At 73.3% G+C, this 22,635-nt stretch carries 24 protein-coding genes; 12 read left to right on the top strand and 12 right to left on the bottom strand.

What is annotated here, in order from left to right; translation table 11 throughout:
* Positions 1-22 precede the first annotated feature (22 nt).
* From ACBI99_RS41570 to ACBI99_RS41560, 3 genes are read left to right on the top strand one after another with little or no spacing between them, the layout of a single operon-like run.
* Positions 23-1,231, top strand: coding sequence for a Tm-1-like ATP-binding domain-containing protein (locus ACBI99_RS41570; RefSeq protein WP_375074975.1), 1,209 nt, complete (start codon positions 23-25; stop codon positions 1,229-1,231).
* Positions 1,228-2,049 carry a phosphoenolpyruvate hydrolase family protein gene (locus ACBI99_RS41565; protein ID WP_375074974.1) on the top strand — a complete coding sequence of 274 codons (822 nt, stop codon included), beginning with the start codon at positions 1,228-1,230 and terminating at the stop codon, positions 2,047-2,049. The genes ACBI99_RS41570 and ACBI99_RS41565 overlap by 4 nt, the downstream gene beginning before the upstream one ends.
* Positions 2,050-2,457: a cupin domain-containing protein gene (locus tag ACBI99_RS41560; RefSeq protein ID WP_219509482.1), complete on the top strand. Its 408-nt coding sequence runs from the start codon at positions 2,050-2,052 to the stop codon at positions 2,455-2,457. It begins immediately after the preceding gene.
* Positions 2,458-2,478: 21 nt separating this feature from the next.
* On the opposite strand, the gene ACBI99_RS41555 is transcribed toward ACBI99_RS41560, so the two are convergent.
* The gene (locus ACBI99_RS41555; protein WP_375074973.1) at positions 2,479-2,910 is read right to left on the bottom strand and encodes a type II toxin-antitoxin system PemK/MazF family toxin; all 432 of its coding nucleotides are present in this window, start codon (positions 2,908-2,910) and stop codon (positions 2,479-2,481) included.
* A gap of 160 nt (positions 2,911-3,070) precedes the next feature.
* On the opposite strand from ACBI99_RS41555, the gene ACBI99_RS41550 reads away from it, so the two are divergent.
* Positions 3,071-8,464 (top strand): metallophosphoesterase, encoded by a 5,394-nt coding sequence (locus tag ACBI99_RS41550; RefSeq protein WP_375074972.1) that lies wholly within the window; start codon positions 3,071-3,073, stop codon positions 8,462-8,464.
* A 24-nt stretch (positions 8,465-8,488) separates the two neighbouring features.
* Here ACBI99_RS41550 and ACBI99_RS41545 read toward each other — a convergent pair whose 3' ends face one another.
* From ACBI99_RS41545 to ACBI99_RS41535, 3 genes are all read right to left on the bottom strand, one after another.
* Positions 8,489-9,199, bottom strand: coding sequence for a YqjF family protein (locus ACBI99_RS41545; protein WP_219509480.1), 711 nt, complete (start codon positions 9,197-9,199; stop codon positions 8,489-8,491).
* Between the two features lie 65 nt (positions 9,200-9,264).
* A complete protein-coding gene (gene eno, locus ACBI99_RS41540) occupies positions 9,265-10,530 on the bottom strand; it encodes a phosphopyruvate hydratase (protein ID WP_375074971.1) in 1,266 nt (421 codons plus the stop codon).
* 126 nt (positions 10,531-10,656) lie between these two features.
* Positions 10,657-11,595 (bottom strand): winged helix-turn-helix transcriptional regulator, encoded by a 939-nt coding sequence (locus ACBI99_RS41535; RefSeq protein WP_375074970.1) that lies wholly within the window; start codon positions 11,593-11,595, stop codon positions 10,657-10,659.
* A gap of 151 nt (positions 11,596-11,746) precedes the next feature.
* Between ACBI99_RS41535 and ACBI99_RS41530 the strand changes: the two genes are divergently transcribed.
* From ACBI99_RS41530 to ACBI99_RS41520, 3 genes are read left to right on the top strand one after another with little or no spacing between them, the layout of a single operon-like run.
* The gene (locus ACBI99_RS41530; RefSeq protein ID WP_375074969.1) at positions 11,747-12,073 is read left to right on the top strand and encodes a PadR family transcriptional regulator; all 327 of its coding nucleotides are present in this window, start codon (positions 11,747-11,749) and stop codon (positions 12,071-12,073) included.
* Entirely contained in the window at positions 12,070-12,426 is a 357-nt protein-coding gene (locus ACBI99_RS41525) for a DUF1048 domain-containing protein (RefSeq protein WP_219509476.1), read from the top strand. Before ACBI99_RS41530 ends, ACBI99_RS41525 begins: the two co-directional genes overlap by 4 nt.
* 1 nt (position 12,427) lies before the next feature.
* On the top strand, positions 12,428-12,754 hold the full coding sequence (locus tag ACBI99_RS41520) for a DUF1048 domain-containing protein (protein WP_219509475.1): 327 nt from the start codon (positions 12,428-12,430) through the stop codon (positions 12,752-12,754).
* On the opposite strand, the gene ACBI99_RS41515 is transcribed toward ACBI99_RS41520, so the two are convergent.
* Complete coding sequence (locus tag ACBI99_RS41515; RefSeq protein WP_375074989.1) at positions 12,723-14,225, bottom strand: MFS transporter; 1,503 nt, start codon at positions 14,223-14,225, stop codon at positions 12,723-12,725. The genes ACBI99_RS41520 and ACBI99_RS41515 overlap by 32 nt on opposite strands.
* Positions 14,226-14,327: 102 nt before the next feature.
* Between ACBI99_RS41515 and ACBI99_RS41510 the strand changes: the two genes are divergently transcribed.
* Positions 14,328-14,930, top strand: coding sequence for a TetR/AcrR family transcriptional regulator (locus tag ACBI99_RS41510; protein WP_357588346.1), 603 nt, complete (start codon positions 14,328-14,330; stop codon positions 14,928-14,930).
* Positions 14,931-15,108: 178 nt separating this feature from the next.
* On the opposite strand, the gene ACBI99_RS41505 is transcribed toward ACBI99_RS41510, so the two are convergent.
* A complete protein-coding gene (locus ACBI99_RS41505; protein WP_375074968.1) occupies positions 15,109-15,720 on the bottom strand; it encodes an MBL fold metallo-hydrolase in 612 nt (203 codons plus the stop codon).
* 93 nt (positions 15,721-15,813) lie between these two features.
* Between ACBI99_RS41505 and ACBI99_RS41500 the strand changes: the two genes are divergently transcribed.
* From ACBI99_RS41500 to ACBI99_RS41490, 3 genes are all read left to right on the top strand, one after another.
* Complete coding sequence (locus tag ACBI99_RS41500) at positions 15,814-16,281, top strand: GNAT family N-acetyltransferase (RefSeq protein ID WP_219509473.1); 468 nt, start codon at positions 15,814-15,816, stop codon at positions 16,279-16,281.
* A 23-nt stretch (positions 16,282-16,304) separates the two neighbouring features.
* The gene (locus ACBI99_RS41495) at positions 16,305-17,633 is read left to right on the top strand and encodes an MFS transporter (protein WP_375074967.1); all 1,329 of its coding nucleotides are present in this window, start codon (positions 16,305-16,307) and stop codon (positions 17,631-17,633) included.
* A 98-nt stretch (positions 17,634-17,731) separates the two neighbouring features.
* Entirely contained in the window at positions 17,732-18,037 is a 306-nt protein-coding gene (locus ACBI99_RS41490) for a hypothetical protein (protein WP_364179160.1), read from the top strand.
* On the opposite strand, the gene ACBI99_RS41485 is transcribed toward ACBI99_RS41490, so the two are convergent.
* The 6 genes from ACBI99_RS41485 to ACBI99_RS41460 all read right to left on the bottom strand — a co-directional run bounded on the left by ACBI99_RS41485 (position 18,013) and on the right by ACBI99_RS41460 (position 21,784).
* Positions 18,013-18,411 carry a DUF6223 family protein gene (locus tag ACBI99_RS41485; protein ID WP_375074966.1) on the bottom strand — a complete coding sequence of 133 codons (399 nt, stop codon included), beginning with the start codon at positions 18,409-18,411 and terminating at the stop codon, positions 18,013-18,015. The genes ACBI99_RS41490 and ACBI99_RS41485 overlap by 25 nt on opposite strands.
* Before the next feature lie 119 nt (positions 18,412-18,530).
* Positions 18,531-19,550: a hypothetical protein gene (locus ACBI99_RS41480; protein ID WP_375074965.1), complete on the bottom strand. Its 1,020-nt coding sequence runs from the start codon at positions 19,548-19,550 to the stop codon at positions 18,531-18,533.
* On the bottom strand, positions 19,547-19,897 hold the full coding sequence (locus ACBI99_RS41475; protein WP_219509493.1) for a PadR family transcriptional regulator: 351 nt from the start codon (positions 19,895-19,897) through the stop codon (positions 19,547-19,549). Before ACBI99_RS41475 ends, ACBI99_RS41480 begins: the two co-directional genes overlap by 4 nt.
* 44 nt (positions 19,898-19,941) lie before the next feature.
* Positions 19,942-20,790: a cytochrome c biogenesis CcdA family protein gene (locus ACBI99_RS41470; protein WP_375074964.1), complete on the bottom strand. Its 849-nt coding sequence runs from the start codon at positions 20,788-20,790 to the stop codon at positions 19,942-19,944.
* A 7-nt stretch (positions 20,791-20,797) separates the two neighbouring features.
* Entirely contained in the window at positions 20,798-21,367 is a 570-nt protein-coding gene (locus ACBI99_RS41465) for a redoxin domain-containing protein (RefSeq protein ID WP_375074963.1), read from the bottom strand.
* Positions 21,368-21,430: 63 nt separating this feature from the next.
* Positions 21,431-21,784 carry a helix-turn-helix transcriptional regulator gene (locus tag ACBI99_RS41460; RefSeq protein ID WP_219509467.1) on the bottom strand — a complete coding sequence of 118 codons (354 nt, stop codon included), beginning with the start codon at positions 21,782-21,784 and terminating at the stop codon, positions 21,431-21,433.
* Positions 21,785-21,834: 50 nt separating this feature from the next.
* Between ACBI99_RS41460 and ACBI99_RS41455 the strand changes: the two genes are divergently transcribed.
* The gene (locus ACBI99_RS41455; RefSeq protein WP_375074962.1) at positions 21,835-22,602 is read left to right on the top strand and encodes an SDR family NAD(P)-dependent oxidoreductase; all 768 of its coding nucleotides are present in this window, start codon (positions 21,835-21,837) and stop codon (positions 22,600-22,602) included.
* Positions 22,603-22,635: the final 33 nt, after the last annotated feature.

Here is a 22,635-nt window from a genome sequence, read left to right as displayed (position 1 = left end):
GCAGCCGGGATAACGTCGGAGAATGACAGTCGTACTCATCGGCACCCTGGACACCAAGGGGCACGAATACGGATGGCTGCGTGACAGGCTGATCGAGCTCGGCCGCGACGTCGTCGTGATCGACGCGGGCACCGGCGAGCCGGGCGTGTCGTACCCGGTCGACGTCCCCAACGACCGGGTGGCGGCCGCGGGCGGCGCGGACCTGGCGGCGTTGCGCGCGGCGGGCGACCGGGGAGCCGCCGTCACGGCCATGGGGGAGGGCGCGGCGGCGGTCCTGGCGGACCTGCACGCGCGGAGCCGGGTGGCCGCGGTGCTGGCGGTGGGCGGCAGCGGCGGCTCGTCGATCGCCGCGCGTGCGGTCCGGGACCTGCCGATCGGGCTGCCCAAGATCATCGTGTCCACGATGGCGTCCGGCGACGTGTCCCCGTACGTCGGCGCCAAGGACGTCACGATCATGTACAGCGTGGTCGACGTGGCGGGCGTCAACCGGGTCTCGCGGGCGATCCTCGGCAACGCGGCGGCGGCGGCCTCCGGGATGGCGCTCGCCTACCGCGAGCAGCGGCCGGAGGCGTCCGACCGGCCGCTGGTCGGGGCGACGATGTTCGGCGTGACCACGCCGGCCGTCGACGCCGCCCGCGACAGGCTGGAGGAGCTCGGCTACGAGGTGCTCGTCTTCCACGCCACCGGCGCGGGCGGCCGGGCGATGGAGGGGCTGGCGGCCAGCGGGATGCTCGCCGGGGTGCTCGACCTGACCACCACCGAGCTGGCCGACGACCTGGTCGGCGGGGTGCTGTCGGCGGGCCCCGACCGGCTCACGGCCGCCGCCCGGCACGGCGTCCCGCAGGTGGTGGCGCCGGGCGCGCTCGACATGGTCAACTTCGGGCCGCGCGACAGCGTGCCCGCCCGGTTCGAGGGCCGCACCCTGTACGTGCACAACCCGGCGGTCACGCTCATGCGCACCACCCGCGAGGAGATGGCCGAGCTCGGCCGCCGCGTCGCCGCCAAGCTGGCCGGGGCCAGGGCGCCGGCCGCCGTGTTCGTCCCGGCCCGGGGAGTGTCGGCGCTCGACGCCGAGGGCATGCCCTTCCACGACCCGGAGGCGGACGAGGCGTGCTTCGACGCCCTGGCCGCCCATCCCGACACGGTGCGGCTCGACCTGCACATCAACGATCCGGAGTTCGGCCGGGCCATGGCCGGCCGGCTCCACGAACTGATCGGAGGACACCGGTGAACCGGACCACGGCACTCGAACGGCTGCGCCGCGGCGTCGCTGACGGCAGGCCGGTCATCGGCGCGGGCGCGGGCACCGGCCTGTCGGCCAAGTGCGCCGAGGCGGGCGGCGTCGACCTGATCATCATCTACAACTCGGGCCGCTACCGCATGGCCGGGCGCGGCTCGCTGGCCGGGCTGCTCCCGTACGGCGACGCCAACCAGATCGTCGTCGAGATGGCGGCCGAGGTGCTGCCGGTGGTGCGCGACACGCCCGTGCTCGCCGGCGTGTGCGGGACCGACCCGTTCCGCGTCATGCCGGTCTTCCTGGACCAGCTCAAGGCGATGGGCTTCGCCGGGGTGCAGAACTTCCCGACCGTCGGCCTGTACGACGGGGTGTTCCGCCAGAACCTGGAGGAGACCGGCATGGGCTTCGACCTGGAGATCGAGATGGTCCGGCTGGCCCACGAGCGCGACCTGCTGACCGCGCCGTACGTGTTCGACGAGGACCAGGCGCGGGCCATGGCCGAGGCCGGCGCCGACGTGCTGGTGCCGCACGTGGGCCTGACCACCAAGGGCAGCATCGGCGCGGGCACCGCGCTCACGCTCGACGAGGCCGTCGCGCGGGTGCAGGCCATGCGCGACGCGGCCGCCGCCGTCCGCCCCGACGTGCTCGTGCTGTGCCACGGCGGGCCCATCGCCGAGCCCGCCGACGCCCAGTACGTGCTGTCGCGGACGAAGGGCGTGGCGGGCTTCTTCGGCGCCTCCTCCGTCGAGCGTCTCCCCACCGAGCGGGCCATCACCGAGCAGGTGACCGCGTTCAAGAACCTGGAGCTGTAGATGCTGATCAAGCCGGACACGGTGCCGACGATGACGTTCGGCTGGGGCGCCATCAAGTGGTTCGTCACCCCGTCGCTGGTCCCCGGCGCGGCCAGCACGCTCGGCGAGGTCGTCGTCAACCCGGGCGAGGGCCACGCCCGCCACAACCATCCCGACGCCGAGGAGGTCATCTACGTGATCTCCGGGGAGGCGGAGCAGATGGTCGACGACGGCGACCCGTTCCCGATCCGCGAGGGCGACACGGTGCACATCCCGATGGGGGTGTTCCACTCGACGTACAACACCACGTGGCGCCCGCTGCGCCTGATCGTCACCTACACGCCGGGCGGCGAGGAGAGGGCGCTGGAGGGCGCCCCTGATTACCACCTGCACGCGCCGGGGCGGCAGCCGCACTGGCTGCACCCCTGACCCGGGGGCCGCCGCCGCGCGTCAGCGGCCGGCGGCCCAGCCGTAGGTCTTCATCAGCCGGGCGGCCACCCGGGCGAACCGGTCGGCGTCGAGCACCGCGCCCTCGCGCCGGATGTCGTCCTCGTCCAGCGCGAACACCCGGTCCAGCCGCAGGTGGGAGACCTTCCCGTCGCGGCCCCACGCGCCGATCTCCACCCAGTCGGGGCCGTCGCCGCCCCGGCTCGACAGCATCATCGCCAGCAGCCTGCGCCCGCTGCGGCCGACCACGAGCAGCGGCCGGTCCTTGCCGCGCGACGGGTCCTCCTCGTACGGCACCCAGGCCCAGACGATCTCTCCGGGGTCGGCGAGACCGTCGAGGTCGGGGGAGTAGTGCAGCGTCGCCACGCCGCTCATGGAGTGGATCTCGCGCACCGCGCCCCGGACGGGCCTGGGGTCCTCACCTGGATCACGCACGGGCGGATCCTACTCCGGAACGCGACCCAAGCGGAGTAGTTGTCATGGTTTCGGCCCTCGTTCACCTTTAGCACATGAGTGCGAGACAAAGCGTTCTACCTGTCGTGGTTTCTGTGGAAAGCACTTTTGTCCCGCTGGACCCACGTGAAACGGCAGAAACATGACGCGCATCAGCGCACCACGACGCGCCTGGCCCGGAGCGATCACCGCGATCGCCCTCGCGGCCGGCGCACTGGCCCCCCAACCCGCCGCCGCGGCCCCCGAGGACCGGCCCACCTACCTGGGCAGGAGCCTCTACACCGGCGAGTTCCACTCGCACACCTCCGTGAGCGACGGCGTCAAGCTGCCGCCGGACGCCTACGAGCACGTCCACGGCACGACCGGGGCCGACTTCTTCACGGTGTCCGAGCACGACGTCATGTGGGACATCCGCAACGGCGACGACTACCTCGACGACTGGCGCGAGGCCGACTCGGCCGAATGGCGCTACCTGCACGAGAGCGCCGAGAAGTTCAACGCCGGCCAGGACAAGCTGGTCGCCGTCCCGTCGATCGAGAACACCTGGTACGACGGCACCGGCCACATCAACGTGTTCAACGCCGACTGGCACGCCACGGCCAGGGCGACCGAGAAGGGCAGCGTCGACGGCTACGGCAACGCCTTCGGCACCGGCGACCTGAAGTACGACTACTTCACGTTCCTGGCCCGCATCAAGCAGGACCCGGACGCGATCGGCCAGTTCAACCACCCGTCCCCGACCGCGAAGGGCGACTTCTTCGGCTTCAAGGGCCTCGACCCCGTCGCCGACGAGCGGATGGAGCTCATCGAGGTCAAGTCCGCCGACGCGGTGAAGGAGTTCCAGAAGGCGCTCGACGCCGGCTGGCACCTGGCCCCCGTGTGGAACGGCGACGAGCACTCCGCCACCTGGGTGTCCGGCAACCCGTCGATCACCGGCGTGTGGGCCGCGGAGCACTCGCTCAAGGGCCTGTACGCGGCCATGCGCGAGCGCACCCTCTACTCGACGACCGACGTCGACGCTGTCGTCGCGCTCGGCGGCAACGACAAGCCCATGGGCACGATCCTGCCCGCCGCCACCACCGCCCTGAACGTGGACCTGCGGCTCGCCGACCCCGGCGACGGCGACTCCTTCACCGGCGCCCGCCTCATCACCAACGGCGGCGCCGTCGCCCACGACTTCGGCAAGCTCAGCGGCAACGACCTGACGCTGAAGGCCGAGCTCGCCGTCCGCGACGGCGACTTCTTCTACGTCCGCGCCGACCAGGCCGACGGCGACTTCGTGGTCTCCGCCCCGATCTGGATCGGCGAGACCACCCGAGGCGCCAACTACGCCCCGAAGATCACCGTCTCCGGCGTGCCCGCCACCGCCCGCCACGGCGACACGATCACCCTGCCCCAGGCCACCGCCACCGACGACTCCGGCACCCGGCCGGCCGTCAGCGTCGAGGTGTACGACTCCGCCGGCGAGGTCCCGGTCACCGGCGGCGCCTTCCGCGTCCGCTCGTACGACGACGCGTTCGTCGTCGTGAAGGCCACCGACAACCTGGGCAACACCAACGCCGAACTGCTCCGCATCCGGATCTCCCAGGACAAGCCCGACCCCGAGTCCGTCTTCCTGCGCGCCAACGTGGCCGTGGGCGACAAGCCAGGCACCGCCGGCATCGCCGTCACCACCGACCGCGCCATCCGGAAGGTCTACGCGCAGGTCCTGCCCGAGGGCTCGGGCGACTGGGCCGAAGCCCCGGTCCTCACCTCGGAGAACAGCCGCCCGTACGAGGTCGACGTGGTCGGCAACGACGAGCCCGTCCGCCAGCACGCGATCACCGGCCGGACGCTGCGCTCCCACGAGTTCCGCCTGACCGGGCTGAAGACGGGCGCCGCCTACCGCTACCGGCTCAGCGCCGACCGCTCCTCCTGGACCGGCGAGCGCGGCCCGTTCCTCGCCGGCGACGCCGGACCCGTCTACCTCCTGGGCGACGTCCAGGTGCCCGACGGCGACCCCGGCGCCCTCGCCCTGCCCGGCAAGGTGCTCGACCGGCTCAAGGCCGAGCGGCCCGGCGGCGGCACCGTGCTCCAGGTCGGCGACCTCGTCGACCGGGGCGGCCGCGGCGAGCAGTGGGCCGAGGTCCACGAGCACTTCCTGTCCCGCCTCGGCCTGCAGTACGCGGGCCTCGTCGGCAACCACGAGACGTACGAGGACCTGGACTACGACGTGGTCGGCGGCAAGCCGGCCGCGATCTTCACGAACACGTTCGCGCTGCCCGCCAACGGCGCCATCGGGGAGAGCAACTACTCCTTCGACCGCGGCGAGATCCACTTCTCCGTGCTGAACTCCAACACGCGCCTCGACGAGCAGCTCGCCTGGCTGGTCGACGACGTGCGCGCCTCCGGCGCCAAGTGGAACGTCGTCACCGGCCACTTCTCCTACTACGGCGGCCAGCACGCCGACGACGCCGGCATGGACCTCGCCCGGGAGAAGGTCACCCGCGTGCTCGACCGGCTCGGCGTCGACCTGTACCTCGGCGGCCACGACCACGTCTACAAGCGCTCCACGATCTTCGAGGGCCGCCTGGCCAGGACCCCCGAGGAGCAGGCCGCCGGCACCACGTTCGTGACCCTGGGCTCCTCCGGGCCCAAGTTCTACGACAACCAGCGGTTCTGGTGGGACGACAAGGTCTTCGACGAGAACGTCCAGATGGGCGCCGTCCTGGAGGCGACCGAGGCCGGGCTGAAGCTGTCGGCGTACACGATCGACGGGCGGCCCGTCGACGAGGTGACCGTCACCAAGCCGCAGGGCTCCTGGAAGGTCTCCGCCGCCGAGGTCGAGAACCGCGAGCTCGCCGGCGTGGGCCTGCTGTCCTACCCGGGCAGCCTGGACAAGGCCACCGTCATGGCCGCCACGTACGACAACACCCACCAGCGGATGATCGACGTGCGAACGGCCGACGTCACGTTCGACCACCTCGGCCGCGAGCAGTACGTCCGCTTCCGCACGCCGCTGCCGGTCGCGCCCAGCGCGACCGTCAAGCTGTACGTGTGGGACTCGCTCGCGTCCGGCAGGCCGCTGCGGCCGGTCATGACCGTGCGCGAGGGCCTGGCCGGCGAGGGCACCGCCGAGTCGCCCTACCTGATCGACTCCGCCGACGACCTGGCCAAGGTCGACAACGACCCGGCCGGCCACTACCGGCTGACCACCGACCTCGACCTGACCGGCGTCAGCCGCGCCCAGCTCGGCCGCGCGACCACGTTCACCGGCGTCCTCGACGGCGACGGGCACACCGTCTCCGGCCTGGCCGCCCTGCCCGACCAGGGGCCCGGCCTGTTCGCCGACAACCACGGCACCATCGAGGACCTCGTCGTGCACGGCGACGTCACCACCGACCGCACCCCCGCCGGGCTGGTCGCCGACCAGAACCACGGCACCATCCAGCGGGTCCGCGCCGGCGGGACGCTGACCGCGCACAGCTACGCCGGCGCCGTCACCGGCCACCACTTCGGCACCGTGCGCGACAGCGTCTCCACCGCCGACGTGCGCGCCACCACCCAGTACGCGGGCGGCGTCGTCGGCGTCGCCGTGGGCGGCTCCGTCACCGAGAACGTGCTCGCCACCGGGGCCGTCAGCGCACAGAGCGCCTCCGCCGGCGGCGTGGCCGCCTACGGCTACACCGGCACCCAGGTGAGCCACTCCGTCGCCCTCAACGCGAACATCACCGCGTCGAGCTACGCGCACGCCATCGTCGGCCGCGTCTACGGCGGGCAGACCGCCACCCTGGAGGACAACCACGTCAGCAGGGCCGTGCCGATCAGCGGCCAGACCATCACCGACCCGCCGTCGGCCGGCAACCAGAAAGGCAACGTCGTCGCCCCCTCGGAGATCCAGCGGCAGGCCTTCTACGAGGCGCGCGGCTGGGACTTCGGCGCCGTCTGGCAGTGGGACGACGTCGCCAGGAGGCCGACCCTGCGGATGGCGCCCGAGAAGCTCGAACCGGCCCCGGCGCCCCCGCTGCCCACCGACCCGCGCGGCTTCCACCTCGTCGACAGCGCCGCGGACCTGACCGTGATGGGCGAGCACCCGTCGCACGACTACGCGCTCGCCGCCGACCTCGACCTGACCGGCACGCCGTTCACCAGCCTGTCCAGGCCGTTCACCGGCGAGTTCGACGGCGCCGGGCACAGCATCAGGGGCCTGACCGCCCCGCTGTTCACCCAGGTCTCCGGCCGCGTGCACGACCTCGCCCTGGCCGGCGTGGTGAACACCACCGCCGCCCGCGCCGGCATCCTGGCCGCCACCAGCACCGGAACCGTCGAGCGGGTTCTCGTCTCCGGGTCCGTGACCGCGGGCTCGCGCGCGGGCGGCCTTGTCGGCGACTCCCAGGGCGTCGTGCGCGACTCCTACTCCACCGCCGACGTGCACGTACGCGCCACCGAGGCGGGCGGCGTCGTCGGCGTGGCCCTGGCCGGCTCCACCACCGAACGGGTCTTCGCCACCGGGACCGTCCGCGCGGACACCCGCAACGACGGCGGCGTGGCCGGATACGGCTACACGGGCACGGTCATCCGCGACTCGGCCGCCCTCAACCCGGCCGTCTCGGCCCCGTCCTGGGCGCACCGCTTCCTGGGCCGCGTCGGCGCGGGCCACGTCGCCACCCTGGAGAACAACTGGGCGCTCGAAACCGTCCAGGCCACCACCCAGACCGACACCACGACAGGCCCCGCCACCCTCAACGGCGCCACCGCCACCCGTGACCAGGCCGCCGCCGAGGCGTTCTGGTCGGGCGAGCTGGGCTTCGACCTGGCCTCGACCTGGCAGTGGGACGCCGCCCTCGGCCACCCCACCCTGCGCGCCACCGCCGCGGCCGCCACGAAGCTCTCGGCCGCCGCGACCCTGTCGGCCACGGCCGCGTCGTCGGCCTCGACAGCCTCGACAGCCTCGGCGACGGGGAGCGGGATCAGCCACGCGGCGACCGCGGGCGACGGGACGGTCACCGTCGCCATGTCGGCGGGCGCCGGCGCGGCCGGGGCCCAGCTGTCGTTCCTCCTGCTGAAACCCGGCGCCTCGGCGTCGGCGCCCGGCGAGGCCGACATCGCCCACCTCGGCGAGGTCCGGCTCGACGAGCAGGGCAACGGCGCCCTGACCGTACGCCTGGCCGAGCCGGCCGGGACCGTCCTGGCGCTGAACACCTCGGCCGGGACCCAGCGCTACACTGCGCCCCTGCTCGCGCGGGAGCCCGGCGGCGCGGGGATGAGCGTGGCCGACGACACCGTCACCGCCACGCTCAAGCCCGGCAACGCCCCTGCCCAGGCGACGATCACCCTGATCTGCGCCGGAAAGAGCAAGTGCCAGGAGCAGGTCACCGTCACCCACGACGGCGACCCCGTCGACGCCAAGAAGGTCACGCTCCAGCCCGGCAAGAGCCGGGACCTGAAGCTGAACCTCCGCGGCGACGCCCGCACGGCCCTGCGCGCCGGCACCCCGATCACCCTGGAGGTCCGGATCGGCGCGTCCCCGCCCACCCGGGTCACCGTCACCCCGTGACCCGCGGCGCCCGTGACCTCGCGGTCACGGGCGCCACATCCCCACCCGGACCGGCACCCCGGGCGAGGCGTGGAGCAGGGCGGGCCCCTGCGGGTCCGGCAGTCCCGCGGCCCGGGTCAGGTCCTGCTCCAGGCTGATCAGGCTCGCGTGCCGCAACGGCCAGGGCGGATGCTCCACCGGCGCCCACACCGTCCGGCCCGCCACCCTCGTGAAGAGCCGGAACCGGGCGGTCAGGAAGTACGCGAGCTCGTCGCGTTCGTCCTCCGTCAGCGTGCCGCCCAGCTCCACCTCGACGTCGCAGCGCGGGCCGCCCGGCCAGTGGCGGCGGCACCGGTAGCGGACGCGGCTCCCGCCGCCGTCCACGGACATGTCCGACCAGAAGTACGGCAGCCCGTACCCGGCCCGGCCGCCGAGCGCGGCGGGCAGCCGGCCGGCGTCCAGGGACAGGAACCACAGGCCCGTACGCCCACGGGCGTCGCGGACGTACGTGCGCAGGTTGGTCTCCGGGAACGTGGACAGCCACGGCAACGCGGGCACGCCCGGGACCCGTACGCCCTCCATGAGAAAGGGCGTCAGCCCCACCCACGCCGTCCCGTCGAAGGTCTCGGGGGTGAGGCCGTCCGGCAGCAGCGCCCGCACGTCGGCGACCGGATAGCGCCAGTGGATGAAGGTCAGCCGCGACCAGCGGTGATACATCACCGGGCGGGTGACGTGAGGGGACGGCGGGGCGCGCATCCCGCACCCCTGCCCTCCGGCGCCGGGTCCAACCCCGGGCCCCGGGCGCCGCGAGGTCCGGGGCGTCAGGGCAGGCGGCCGGCGTAGCGCGCCTGCGTGCCCAGCTCCTCCTCGATCCGGATGAGCCGGTTGTACTTGGCGGTGCGCTCCGACCGGGACAGCGAGCCGGTCTTGATCTGGCCGCAGCCGGTGGCCACGGCCAGGTCCGCGATCACGGTGTCCTCGGTCTCCCCCGAACGATGTGACATCACCACGCCGTAGCCGGCCTCGTGGGCGGTCCTGACGGTGGTGAGCATCTCGGTCAGCGTGCCGATCTGGTTGACCTTGACCAGGATCGCGTTGGCGACGCCGTGCTCGATGCCGCTGCGGAGCAGGGCGGCGTTGGTGCAGAAGACGTCGTCGCCGACGAGCCGGCAGGCGCCGCCGAGGGTGCTGGTGACGAGCTGCCAGCCCTCGAGGTCGTCCTGGGCCATCGGGTCCTCGATCGAGACGACGGGGTAGGCGGCGGCCAGCCCGGCGAGGTAGGCGACGTGCTCGGCGACCGACCGCGTGGCGCCCTCGCCGGAGTAGACGTAGGCCCCGTCGCGGTAGAACTCCGACGCCGCCGGGTCGAGCGTGATGGCGACGTCCGTGCCGGGGACGTAACCGGTGTTCTCGATCGCGGCCATGATGAAGTCCAGCGCCTCCTCGGCCGAGCGCAGGTCGGGCGCGAAGCCGCCCTCGTCGCCGACGCCGGTGTGGTGCCCGGCGGCCTTCAGCGCCGCCCGCAGGGTGTGGAACACCTCCGAGCCCATGCGCACGGCCTCGGCGAAGGTGGCCGCCCCGATCGGCGCGATCATGAACTCCTGGAAGTCGAGCAGGTTGTCGGCGTGGGCGCCGCCGTTGATGATGTTCATCATCGGCAGGGGCAGCAGCGCGGCGTCCGCGTCGAGATAGCGGTAGAGCGGGAGCCGGTGCGAGGCCGCCGCGGCCTGGGCCGAGGCCAGGGAGACGCCCAGGATCGCGTTCGCGCCGATCCTGGCCTTGCTCGCCGTGCCGTCCAGCTTGATCATCGTCTCGTCGATCGCCGTCTGGTCCTCGGCGTTCATGCCGGTGACGGCGTCGGCGAGCTCGGTGCGGACCGCCTCCAGCGCCTTCCGCACGCCCTTGCCGTGATAGCGGCGCGGGTCGCCGTCGCGGAGCTCCACGGCCTCGTTGGCCCCGGTCGAGGCGCCCGACGGGATGGCCGCGCGCCCCAGGCTGCCGTCCTCGAGGATCACGTCCACCTCGACGGTCGGGTTGCCGCGGCTGTCAAGGATTTCCCGGCCGGTCACCCGGACGATCGCTGTCATACTCGCCCCTCAGCATGAGTTTCAGTATGGAACTCGGTAAGTTCCAGAGCAAAACTTAACCGGTCGCCGCGTCGAGCGCCACTCGCCGCCCTCCGCTGCGGGGCCGAGGTGTGGGTGGCCGGCGCGTCAACGCCGGGTCGAGGCCCTCAGGCGCTGCGCCATGCCCCCGGACGCGACCCGCCGCTCCTCCGCCACCTCGGCGCCGAGCCGCAGGGCCTCCTCCACCGCGCCGGGAATGTCGGTGATCGGATAGAGGACGCGGCGGATCGTCCGGGCGGAGTCGACGACGACGACGGCCCGCTTGAGGCGCAGGGCCTGACCGGCCCGGAAGGTGGGCAGCCGCAGGGCCGCGCACAGGGCGAGCTCGACGTCGGAGAGAAGGGGGAAGGGGAGGTCCTCGGCCTCGGCGAAGGCCTGCTGCTCGTCCGGGCCCTGGGTGCTCACCCCGCGCAGGGCCATCCCGGCGCCGGCGAAGGCGGCGGCGGAGTCGCGGAACAGCCGGTTCTCCAGCGTGCAGCCGGCCGCGCCGGGGATCTGCGACCAGTTCGCCGGCAGCGGGCCCGGGATGCCGGTGGCCGGGTAGGTGAAGACGACGGTGACGGGCGCGTCGCCGGCCACGACGTCCAGCTCGCCGCCGCCCGTCGCGGGCAGGCGCAGCGGGGCGGGCACCCGGGAGCCGACGAGGGTGTGCAGCCGGTCGGCCTGGGGACTGCCGGGGGCGGCGTCGCCGGTGACGGAGCCGTCGCCGAGGACGAACCGGTCCGCCCAGTCCTGCAGGCCGATCAGCACCGGCGCCAGCGCCCGGCCGGCGTCGGTCAGGTGGTATTCGTACCGGGTCGGCCGCTGCTGGTAGGGGCGGCGCTCCAGCACGCCGTGGTCGAGCAAGTGCTTGAGCCGCTCGGCGAGCACCCGGCGCGAGATGCCCAGCTCCGTGTGCAGGTCGTCGAAGCGGCGCCGGCCGCGGATGACCTCCCGTACGAGGAGGAGGCTCCACCATTCGCCGACCACGGCCGCACCCTGTGCGATCGCGCACACGGCGTCCTGCTCCCGCACCTGTCGTGACACTGCCCGTCTCCTTGCCGATCACCGCGCTGCGCGGCGACACTCGCTCCAGTGTAGGTATCGAAGCGAAACCCACCGGGTCCCGCCGCACTACTCTGTGATGCTGTATAGTGGTACTCGGTGGTACAGAGTACCGAGAACGAAGAGGGCCAGGATGGACGACCTGACGGAGATGCTGAAGGGCACGCTGGAAGGCTGCGTGCTCGAGATCGTCGGCAGCGAGGAGACCTACGGGTACGCCATCACGCGACGGCTGAACGAGCTCGGGTTCGCCGACGTCGTCGAGGGGACGGTTTACACCATCCTGCTGCGACTGGAGAAGAAGGGGCTCGTCCAGGTCACGAAACGGCCGTCCGGGCTGGGCCCGCCGCGCAAGTTCTACGCGCTCAACGACGCGGGACGCGAAGAGCTCGCGACGTTCTGGGCGAAATGGGAGTACATCACCTCCCGGATCGACAAGCTCAAGGAGGGCGGGACATGAACTTCTGGGAGACCGTGACAGGCAGCGATCTCACCAGGGAATGGAAGGAGTTCGAGACCCGGGCCCGGAAACTGCCCGCCGACCACCAGGCGGCGTGGGAGGAGATCAAGGGTCACCTCGTCCTCTACTCCGACTTCACCGGCCGGAACCTGATGCCGATCTTCGACAGCGCCCTCGGGCTGCTCGAAGAGACGGCGGCCGACGGCCAGAGCGTGCACGAGGTCCTGGGCGACGACATCGCCGGCTTCTGCGCGGCGCTGGCCGGGGGAGAGGGCGGCCGGACCTACCGCGACCGGTGGCGCGAGCAGCTGAACAGGAACGTCGCCCGCAAACTGGGCCGGTTGGGGGGCTGACATGGGCATCCGGGACATCATCGAAGGCAAGAGGCAATGGCGGGCCCACATGGCGCGGGTCAAGGCGCTCCCGCCGGACTACGAGATCGTCTACAAGGAGATCCAGCGATACTTCTTCAAGGTCGGACCGGTCGGCCTGCTCGACGGTTCCCTGCTCCCGGGGCTTCTCGACTTCTTCGAGGAGGGCGTCGCCGCCGGCAAGGGCGTCCTGGAGCTCATCGGTGACGACGTCGCCGCCTTCTGCGACGACCTGATCAAGGACTCGCCCACGTACGCCGACCTCTACCAGCAGTCGGTCAAGGGAAAGTCCGGCCCGGCGGAGACGTGACACCGGACTCCCCGGACGTCTGGGACCCTCTGGACGCGGCCGGGGTGCCGTCGCGCCGCCGCGGCAGCGCCACCGCCAGAACGGCGACGGCGGTCAGCACCACGGCGATGGCGGCGAACGCGTCCCCGTAGCCGGCGGCCGGCACGTGCGCCGGTGCCGGGCCGCCGCCCGGCGCCGCCGTCAGCGCGACCAGAACCGCCAGGCCGAGGGCGCCGCCGACCTGCTTGGCGGTGTTCAGCAGCCCGGAGGCCGCTCCCGCGTCGGCCGGGGCGACCCCCGAGGTGACCATGACGGTCAGCGGCGTGTTCAGCAGGCCGCCGCCGAGCGAGATCAGTACGGCCGGGCCGAGGACGGCCGTCAGGTAGTCCTGGCCGGGGGCGATGCCGCTCTGCCACCAGAACCCCGCCGCGCCGGCCAGCGCCCCGGCGGCGACGAGCACGCGATGATCGACACGGCGCATCAGCCACGGGGTCAGGCGCAGGCCGACGAGCATGGTCAGCCCGGTGTGCGGCAGGAACGCCAGCCCGGTCAGCAACGGCCCGTACCCGAGGACGTTCTGCAGCGACAAGGTCAGGAAGTACCACATCGGGTTCAGGCACGCCCCGGCCAGCAGCATCGTCACGTTGCCCAGCCAGATCGCCCTCGGCCGCAGCAGCGACGGCGGGATCAGCGGCGCCCGCGCCACGCGCACCTCGACCAGCGCGAACAGCCCCAGCAGCACGACCCCGCCGAACCCGGCGACGAGCGTGACGGCAGGGGCGAAGGCGAGGGCGGCGGCGGGCGCGTCGGCAGGGGCGGCGGCGGGCGCGTCGGACAGGCCGCCCGACAGGCCATAGGCCAGCGCGGCCAGCCCGCCGGTGGACAGCACTGCGCCGAGCACGTCCAGCCGCCTCCCGCCGTGCCTGTCGGGCCCGCCCTGCCCGCCGCGCCGGTCGGGGCCGGGCGCGAGCCGGCGGGTCGCGGCCAGGCAGGCCAGCCCGATCGGCACGTTGATCAGCAGGGTCCAGCGCCAGGACAGAAACTCCGTCAGCGCCCCGCCGGCCAGGTTGCCCGTCGTGCCGCCGGCCAGGCTCACCGCCGTCCACACGGCGATCGCGCGCGTGCGCCGCGCGCCCTCGGGGAAGGCGGACGTCAGGATCGTGAGCGTGGCCGGGGCCAGCACCGCCGCCCCCACCCCCTGGCCGGCCCGGGCCGCGATCAGCCAGCCCGGCGCCTCCGCCAGCCCGCCGCCCAGGCCGGCCACGGTGAACACCACCAGCCCGGCGGCGAACACGCGCCGGTGCCCGTACAGATCGGCCAGCCGCCCGCCGAGCAGCAACAGCCCGCCGAAGGTCAGCGCGTACGCGTTGCCCACCCACGCCAGGTGCGCCGCGTCGAAGCCGAGCGCCCGCTGAATGGACGGCAGCGCGACGTTCACCACGGACACGTCCAGCACGACCATGAACTGCGCTGCGCACAGCACCGCCAGCACGACCGGCACCGGCTCCTCCCCCTATCGCAATGCGGTCACATCGGATTACGGCGTCCACCATATAATCCGATGTGACCGCATTGGAAAACTTTGGGAGGACTGATGGGCCGGGGACCGGGAGCGCACCACGAGCAACGCCGCGCGGACATCGCCGACGCGGTGCTCGCCATCGTCGCCGAACGCGGCCTCGCCGCCGTCTCCCTCACCGAGGTGGCCGCCCAGGCGGGCATCTCACCCGGCCGCGTACAGCACTACTTCCCCGCCAAGCGGCAACTCCTGGAAGCCGCCTTCGAACGCGGCAACGACCTGTCCAGCGCCCGCATCCGCGCCAAGGCAGGCGCCGACCTGCAGGCGGCCGAGCCACGCCTGGTGCTCACCACGGTGCTGGGCGAGCTCATCCCGTACGACGCCGCCACCGAGGCGCACATGCGCGTCCGGCAGTCCTTCCACGCCTTCGCCTTCGCCGAGGAGGCCATCGCCGCCCGCCTGCGCGTCCTGTACGCCGACTTCCACCGCCGGCTCGCCGATCTCATCACCCGCGACCAGCAAGCCGGACGCGTCCCCGCCGCCCTCGACCCGCACACCACGGCGCTCACCCTGGTGGCGCTGGCCGAAGGACTGGCCGCCTACGTGCTCACCGGCGTCACCCCCGCCCCCACCGCACGCGCCCAGCTCCTGACAGCCGTCGCCACCCTGTACGACTGAGCCGCCGGCGCCCTACGCCTCGCCGTCCCCGGCCCTCAGATGATCAACCGAGAGGACGGGGAGGCGGAACCCCACCTTGCCGCTCACGAGGTCGACGGCCGCGACCTGAACCTCGCCGCGAGGATCGGTCCCTCCCGCCATGCTTCCGCGCATCCCCAGGCCACCTCTCTGGACTCATTCATGCGCTACCCCGGGCAGGGTAGCCCAGGGGGATGGTGAGGTCTTCGTTCGCGATCAGGATCTCGCCGGGGAAGGCCGTCCCGGGTGCCTGTAGCGCGGCGGTCCGGTCGTTGCCGGGCCAGAAGTGCGTCAGCATGACCCGGCGCGCATGCGCACGCCGTGCCCACAGGCCGGCTTCGGCTGCGGTCATCAGGTTGCGGTCCGGGCGTTCGCGCTCACCCGGCCGGTCGGTGGCCTCGACGATGAACAGGTCCGCGTCGCGGCCCAAGTCCGCCAGCAGGGGAGTGGGGCCGGTGTCGCCCGAGTAGGCGATGGCCGTGCCGTCCGCCTCCAGCCGGATGCCCGCGTTGTCGACCCAGTGCGGCAGCAGGGTTCCGGTGAGCGCGAAGGGGCCTGCCCGGTGGTGGCCGGGCAGGGGGCGCGGGTCGAAGACGGTGCGCAGGTCCACGTCGGGCTCCAGCCCGGCCAGCCGGTCGAGGACCCCGGGCGGGCAGTACAGCGGCAGCCTCGGCCCGCCGGAAGGGCCGTCCCATTCGATCGCTAACCCGCTGCATGCCCGGCCGGGTTCGGGGAAGGCCCCGCAACTGCCGAGAACGGTCACCTGTCTCACGGCACCAACCTCTCACCGCCGCGGTGGTGGTTCCCCCATTACGCGCGCAAGTGGTCATGCCCTGGCGGCCGCCTCCGTCCCTATCGTGTACGGATGATCGACATCGGGCCGCTGTCAGCCGGTGAAAGAGCCGGTTGGGAAGCCCTGTTCCGCGACTACCTCGCCTTCTACGGGCGGACCGAGCCCGCGTCCATGTACGAGCAGGCGTGGCGCAGATTCCAGGACGGCGCGGGCGTACACGCTCTGGGCGCCCGCATGGACGGCGCGCTGGTCGGCATCGCGCACTTCCTGTCCCATCCCAACACCTCGGCGCCCGGGGTCGACTCCTGCTACCTGCAGGACCTCTTCACCGCCCCGGCAGCCAGGGGCAAGGGCGTGGCGCGGGCGCTGATCGGCGCGGTGCGGGAATGGGCGGCCGAGGCCGGATGCGGACGCCTCTACTGGCACACCCAGGACACGAACGCCACCGCCCGCCGCCTGTACGACCAGGTGGCCGATCACCGTGGCTTCATCGTCTACCAGGTCGCGCTCACTCCGCCCGGCGGGGGAGCCGAGCGGTAAGATCTGCGGCATGCCTCTGATGGATGTCTAGCGCGGGTCGGCCTTCCCCTGAGCGGAAACCCCCGACCTCCCGTGCTGAAATCCGAGGCTCCGTCATGCCCTCCCTGTCTTCGTCGAGCCGTGGCGCCGTCGCGCTCGTGGCCTCCCTTCTGCTCGCCTCGATCGGCAGCGGGCTGTTCATGCCGCTGTCGATCGTGTACTTCACCACGCTGTCCCACGTCCCCCTGCCGGTGCTGGGCGTTCTGCTCGGCGTGGCCAACGTGCTCACGATCCCCGTCCCGCTGTGGGCCGGGGTCCTCGCCGACCGGTACGGGTCGCGCACGCCGGTGATCGGCGCGCAGGTTCTTCAGGCCGGGTCCTTTCTCGCCTACGTGTGGGTCAGCGAGCCGATCGGGATCTTCCTGGCCGCCTCGGTGGGCGCCCTCGGCGTCAGGCTCTACTGGTCGTCGATCTTCACGCTCATCGCCGACCACGCCGATCACCGTGCTTCTGCGGGCAAGGATCTGTGGTACGCGCGGGCCAACATCGCCAGGACCGTGGGGATCGGCGTCGGCGGGTTCGTCACCGGCCTGCTCGTCACCGACGGCCGCCCCGCCGCCTACCACGCGGTCGCCTGGGCATCCTCCGCCTGCTTCCTGCTGGCCGCGCTCGCCCTGGCCGCCCTGCTCCGCCTCCCCTGCCGCCCCGGCCCGGCCGCGCCGGACGCACCGGCCGCCGGTTACCGCGAGCTCGCCGGTGATCGGGTGTTCCTGGGGCTGACCGCGCTGAACGTCGTCTTCGCCCTGTCCACCCTCATGCTCGGGCTCGCGCTCCCGACCTTCGTGCAGACGGCGTTGCGCGGCCCCGCCTGGCTGACCTCGGCCGTGCTGGCGGGCAACGCGATCATCGTCTTCGCCCTCGGCGGCGCCCTCACCAGGCGCCTCGCCCCCTACCGCCGCACCCGCGTCCTGTGCGCCGCGGCGGGCCTGTGGGCCTGCTGGAGCCTGTCCCTCGCCGCCCTCACCCCGGACCCGGGCCGGTGGGCGATCGTGGCGCTCGTCGCGGCGACCTTCCTGTTCACCGTCGCCGAGATCATGCACGCGCCCGCCTCCATGGCCCTCGCGGCCACCCTCGCACCGCCGCACGCCCGCGGCCGCTACCTGGCGGTGTTCCAGTACTCCTTCGTCGCGGCGGAGATCCTCGCCCCGGTCCTGTTCGCCACCCTGTTCGACCTCGACCACGCGGCGCCCTTCCTGGTGCTCTCGGCCCTGAACGGCGTCGCGATCGCCTGCACCCTCCGCCTCGAACGCCACCTCCCGGGCCCGGCCCTGCACGCGACACCCCGGCCCGCCCCCAGCACTGACCTCACCTGAGCCCCATACGGCGGAAGTATGGAAAAGCGAGGGCTCCCCGTGGCCGGCGATCGGTGCTGATCTGAAGGTGTTCTCCCACCCGACCGTGAGGAGCCTCCGTGAAGATCCGCAGCTTGTCCGGCGCAGCCCTGGTCGCGGCGGCGCTGGGCGCCGCCGCGCTGGCCGGGGCGGCGCCCGCCTCCGCTTCCGTGGCCGAGGCCACGCCGGCCTCGGCCGGAGGCCACGCCCTCGCGCCGGTGCCGCCGGACTGGTACTGGTCCAGCCGCTACGACACCCTGGCCGCCTGCGAGGTGGCCTTCGAGGACGCCGCCGTGAACGGCCAGTACACCGGGCTCGCCCCCTGCCGGTGGTACCAGGACCGGTACCGGGCGGCCGGTTACTACTTCCTCATGTACATCCCCTGACCCCGGGTCAGGGCCAGCCCGCCGAGGGTCGCGCCCGCCAGTCCGAGGGTCAGGGCGACGGCTCCGCCGAACACGCCGTTGCCGGTGCCGAGCCCGCCGTCGGCGACGGCCAGGTTCACCGCGCCGTTGAGCCCGCCGGTCAGCCCCAGGACCAGGGCCGCGACGGCTCTCCTCCGCCTGCCGCCCGACCGGCGTGCGGCGCGCGGGGCCGGCAGGCCGGCGATCACGCCGGCCAGCGAGACCAGCGCCGCCACACTGGCCCAGACGCGCTGCGGGGTGCCGAGGAAGGTGCCGACCCCCTGGCCCGCGCACTCCGCGGCGGACGTGCAGACGGGTGAGGCCGCTTGGGCGGCGAGCACCGACAGGACCGACATGGAGTTCTCCTCCGCTTTCCCGCGACCGGACGTCAGAACTATGTCCGCCGGCCCCGCCGCCGGTCATCCCGCCTGCGGAGACATCTCTCCCTGCTGCGGATGCCGTACGGCCGCACGATCTACCGCGTCCGCGGCAGTCCGGGAAGCGCCGCCGCGTGGGGGCGTGGCAGGGCGCGCACGGCCGAGACGATCAGCGCCAGGCACAGGAGCAGCAGCGCCGCGCTCTGCGCGGTCAGGGTGATCGTGAGCGGCTGCGCCGGGGCGACGTCGATCAGGAAGTGCGGGGAGCGCGCCGCCATCAGCGGCACCGTGACGACGGCGAGGGCCAGCCGCCCGGCCGGTGCGGTCCCGCGTAGCAGGCTCACCAGGCCGGCGACCAGGAGCGCCGCCGTGGCCACCCCCTGCGGGTCGAGCCAGCCGGCAGCCCACGCGGCCGCCGCGTCCGTCCCGCCTCCGAGGCCGGTGACGGCGAGCACGGCGGCGGCGTACGCGACGGTCAGCCCCAGCGGCAGGGCGGACAGCGGCGGGGAGCGCCGCACCGGCGCGTCCCGGTGGTAGGCGGTCAGCAGGGCCGCGACGGGCACCACGGTGACCAGCAGGTGAGGCGCGGAGTCGACGAGTGATCGCGGCCAGGTGAAGGCGTCGACCCCGAACATGACCAGCACGTACAGCAGTCCCAGGCCGGCCAGGAGCTTGGCCGCCCGCACCCTGCCGAGCGCGAGCGCGGCGAAGGCGGCGATCCACACCAGGCTCTCGGCCGCCGACACGAGCTCCGGCGCCGCCCCCCGGGGCGTGAGGACCGGCGACTGCCCCGGCAGCGGGCCGAGCACCTGCACGGAGAAGGCCAGGCCGATCCAGCCGATCACGGCCTGGTAGCCCAGCCCGAGCAGGGCGGCCAGCCTGACGGCGTCGCCGACGGCACGGGAGCGGGGGGCGGCGCCGATCCCGCCGACCCTGATCCTGATCGCCAGTGCGGCGATGGAGACGACCTCGCCCCAGTCGGGCTGCGTGCCGCGCTCGCCGTGGGCGTGGCGAGCGCCTTCGAGGAAGGCCTCGACCATCTCCTCCTCGCGCTCGGCCCGGTAGGAGGCGGGCAGCATCCTGAGGGCGAGGCGGTAGCGCTCCTCCAGGAGGGTCACGCGGGACCTCCGGCGGTCGAGGGGCCGATGGTGAAACCGCGCCGCCGGGCGCCGAGGCGTTCGGCGGCGAGCCGGAGGGTGCCGGTCAGCCTGGCGAGCTCCGCCGCCAGTGCCGCCTCGCCCTGCTCGGTGATGCGGTAGTAGCGGCGCAGGCGGCCCGAGTGGGCCTCCTCGTGGTCGAGCTCCACCAGGCCGTCGGCGGTCAGGCGGTCGAGCACCCCGTACAGCGACCCGATCTTGAGCTGCACGGTGCCTTCGGACAGCCGGTCCACCTCCCGCACGATCCCGTAGCCGTGGCGCGGCTCGTCCAGGAGTGCCGTCAAGGCCAGGAACATCGGCTCCGTCATAGTCACACGGCCATCATAACTTGCAAGACAAGATATGCGAAAGGTCATGGCTTCTGGCGGGCCCTGCGCACGGCCGCCGCCGCCAGGACCAGCAGGAGGACGAGCGCGAGCAGGAGCGGGCCCGGCCCGAGTTCGGCCACCCAGCGGGCCAGGGTCGCCTGCACCTCCGTCGCCGCGCCCACGATCGGGTCGCGCGCGTCCTGCCCGGCGAGGACGCGCAGCTCGTACCAGCTGTAATAAAGCACGTACAGGCCCGCGAGGGCGAGCAGGCCGCCGCTGACCCGGGACACGTACGGCAGCACACGCCGCAGCCGGGCCACGACGGCGGCGCGGGCGAGCGCCACCGCCAGCGACAGGACTGCGACGATCAGCCCCATGCCCAGCGCGTACGCGGTGAAGGCCGCCATCCCGCCGGCCACGCCGCTGCCGGACAGCGCCGCCGAGGTCACCGCCAGGAACGGGCCGGCCGTGCACGACAGGGAGGCCACCGCGTACGACAGGCCGTAGCCGTAGAGGGACAGCGGCGAGGTGGTGGGACGGCCGGTGGGCAGGCCCGGCAGGCGCAGCACCAGCTCCCGGCCGGACAGCAGCCACAGGCCCAGCCCGGCCAGCACCGCCCCGATGACCAGGGTCGCCCACGGCAGCCGCCCGCCCACCGAGACCGCCAGCACGGTCACGACCAGCCCGAACAGGCCGAAGATCGTGACGAACCCGGCGGTCATCGCCGCCGCGAGGACCAGCGCCTGGCGTACGGGCGCGGCGCTGCGGCCGGTGATCAGCAGCGTGAGGTAGGCCGGCAGCATGGCGAAGCCGCAGGGGTTGAACGCGGCCACCATCCCGGCGGTGAGCGCCAGGGCCAGCGGAGCCTCAGGCAGGGACGAGGACAGGGGCACGGCCGGGCTACCGGGTGGCCAGGGCGCGCAGGTGGGTCTCCAGCTTGTCCTGGCCGAGCGGGCCGGTGACCTTCTCCGTGGAGCCGTCCGGTCTCATGAACACGAAGGTGGACTGCTCGCTGACGCCGAGCTTCGTCCAGAGCGTCCCTTCGGCGTCGGACAGGTGCACGAGGTCACCGGTCCCCGTGCGCCGGACGAACTGCTTCATCGCCGCCTCGGTGTCCAGGCCGGCGACCCCGACGACCGTGACGTCGCCGTGCCGGGCGGCGGCGGCCTTGACGGCGGGCGCGTCCGACAGGCACTTGGGGCACCACGGCGCCCAGAACCAGAACGCGACGGGCCTGCCCGCCAGGCTCTCACCCTCGAACGGCTCGCCGTCCAGCGTCCGGGCGTCGAAGCGTAACGCGGCGGGCGCCGAGGACGCGCTCCCGGGCCCGGCGGGGGAGGCCGCCGGGGCCGAGGTCGTCGTGGCCGTGTCTCCCATGTCTCCGGGCTCGTCCCGCATGCCGGTGCCGCACGCGGCGGCCAGCAGGGCGAGCGCTGCCAGCGCGGCGGCCGCGCTTCGCACGTTGCTCATGCCGGTCACCCTAGGAGCGCGCGGCGGCCCGATTTCTTACGAGGCGATGACGGCCCGCCCGGTTCAGGCGGGCTGCGGGCTGTCGTGCGTCCCGACGTGCGCGCCGACGTCGTCGGCGTCCGCCACCTGGAGCACCACGTCGAGCAGTCCGGGGAAGCGGGCGTCCAGGTCGGCGCGGCGCAGCCGCACGAAGCAGCGGGTGCCCTCCTGCCGGGTCCGGGTGATGCCGGCGTCGCGCAGCACGCGCAGATGGTGGCTGAGCGTCGACTTGGCGACGGGCGCGCGCAGCTCGCCCCAGCCCCGCTCGCGGCCGTCGGCCAGCACGCGCACCAGCCCGACGCGGATCGGGTCGCTGAGCGCGCCCAGCACCGCGACGAGGGTCATCTGCTCGAGCTCGGGATGCTGCGCCTGCTTCACGACCCCATGCTACCTTGTTCGACGTTTCACGAACAACGAACAAAGGAGTCATGGTGGACCAGCAGCCCTGCGCGGACCTCACCGGCAAGGCCGTCATCGTCACCGGCGCAGGCTCGGGCATCGGCCGGGCCGCCGCCCGGGAGTTCGCCCGCGCCGGAGCCCGCGTGCTCGGCGTCGCCCGCCGCCTGCCGACGCTGGAGGAGACCGCCGACGGCCACCCCGGCATCGCCGTCCACGCCGCCGACCTGCGCGACCCGGACGCCTCCCGGCAGGTCGTCGAGGCCGCCGTCGACCGGTGGGGCGCCGTGGACGTGCTGGTCAACAACGCCGGAGCCACCAGGAGGATGCCCCTGGCCGAGGTCACCGCCGACGGCGTCGCCGACCTGTTCGCCCTCAACGTCACCGCGCCCAGCCTGCTCGCCGCCGCCGCCCTGCCGCACCTGCGCGCCACCCGGGGCATGATCGTCAACGTCTCCAGCACCTACGGCCACCGGCCGCTGCCCGGCGCCGCCCACTACGCCGCCTCCAAGGCCGCACTCGAACAGCTCACCCGCAGCTGGGCGCTGGAACTGGCCGCCGACGGCATCCGCGTCAACGCCCTGGCCCCCGGCCCCACCGAGAGCCAGGCCCTGGCCGCCGCCGGCCTGCCGGACGACGTCGTCGAGCAGATCAAACGGGACGAGGCCGCCCGCATCCCGCTCGGCCGCCGCGGCGCCCCCGAGGAGGTCGCCGCCTGGATCGTCCACCTCGCCACCCCCGCGACCGCCTGGGTCACCGGCCAGGTCATCACCGTCGACGGCGGCCTCGAACTCACCTGAGCCGCCCCCGCCGCCCCGCCGGGTCGCCCGCAC

The organism is Nonomuraea sp. ATR24, from assembly GCF_041950485.1.
In the GTDB taxonomy this organism is placed as follows: Bacteria; Actinomycetota; Actinomycetes; order Streptosporangiales; family Streptosporangiaceae; genus Nonomuraea; species Nonomuraea ceibae.
The sequence above is the reverse complement of the archived record's forward strand: the minus strand, read 5'-3'. Positions and strand labels throughout refer to the sequence as shown.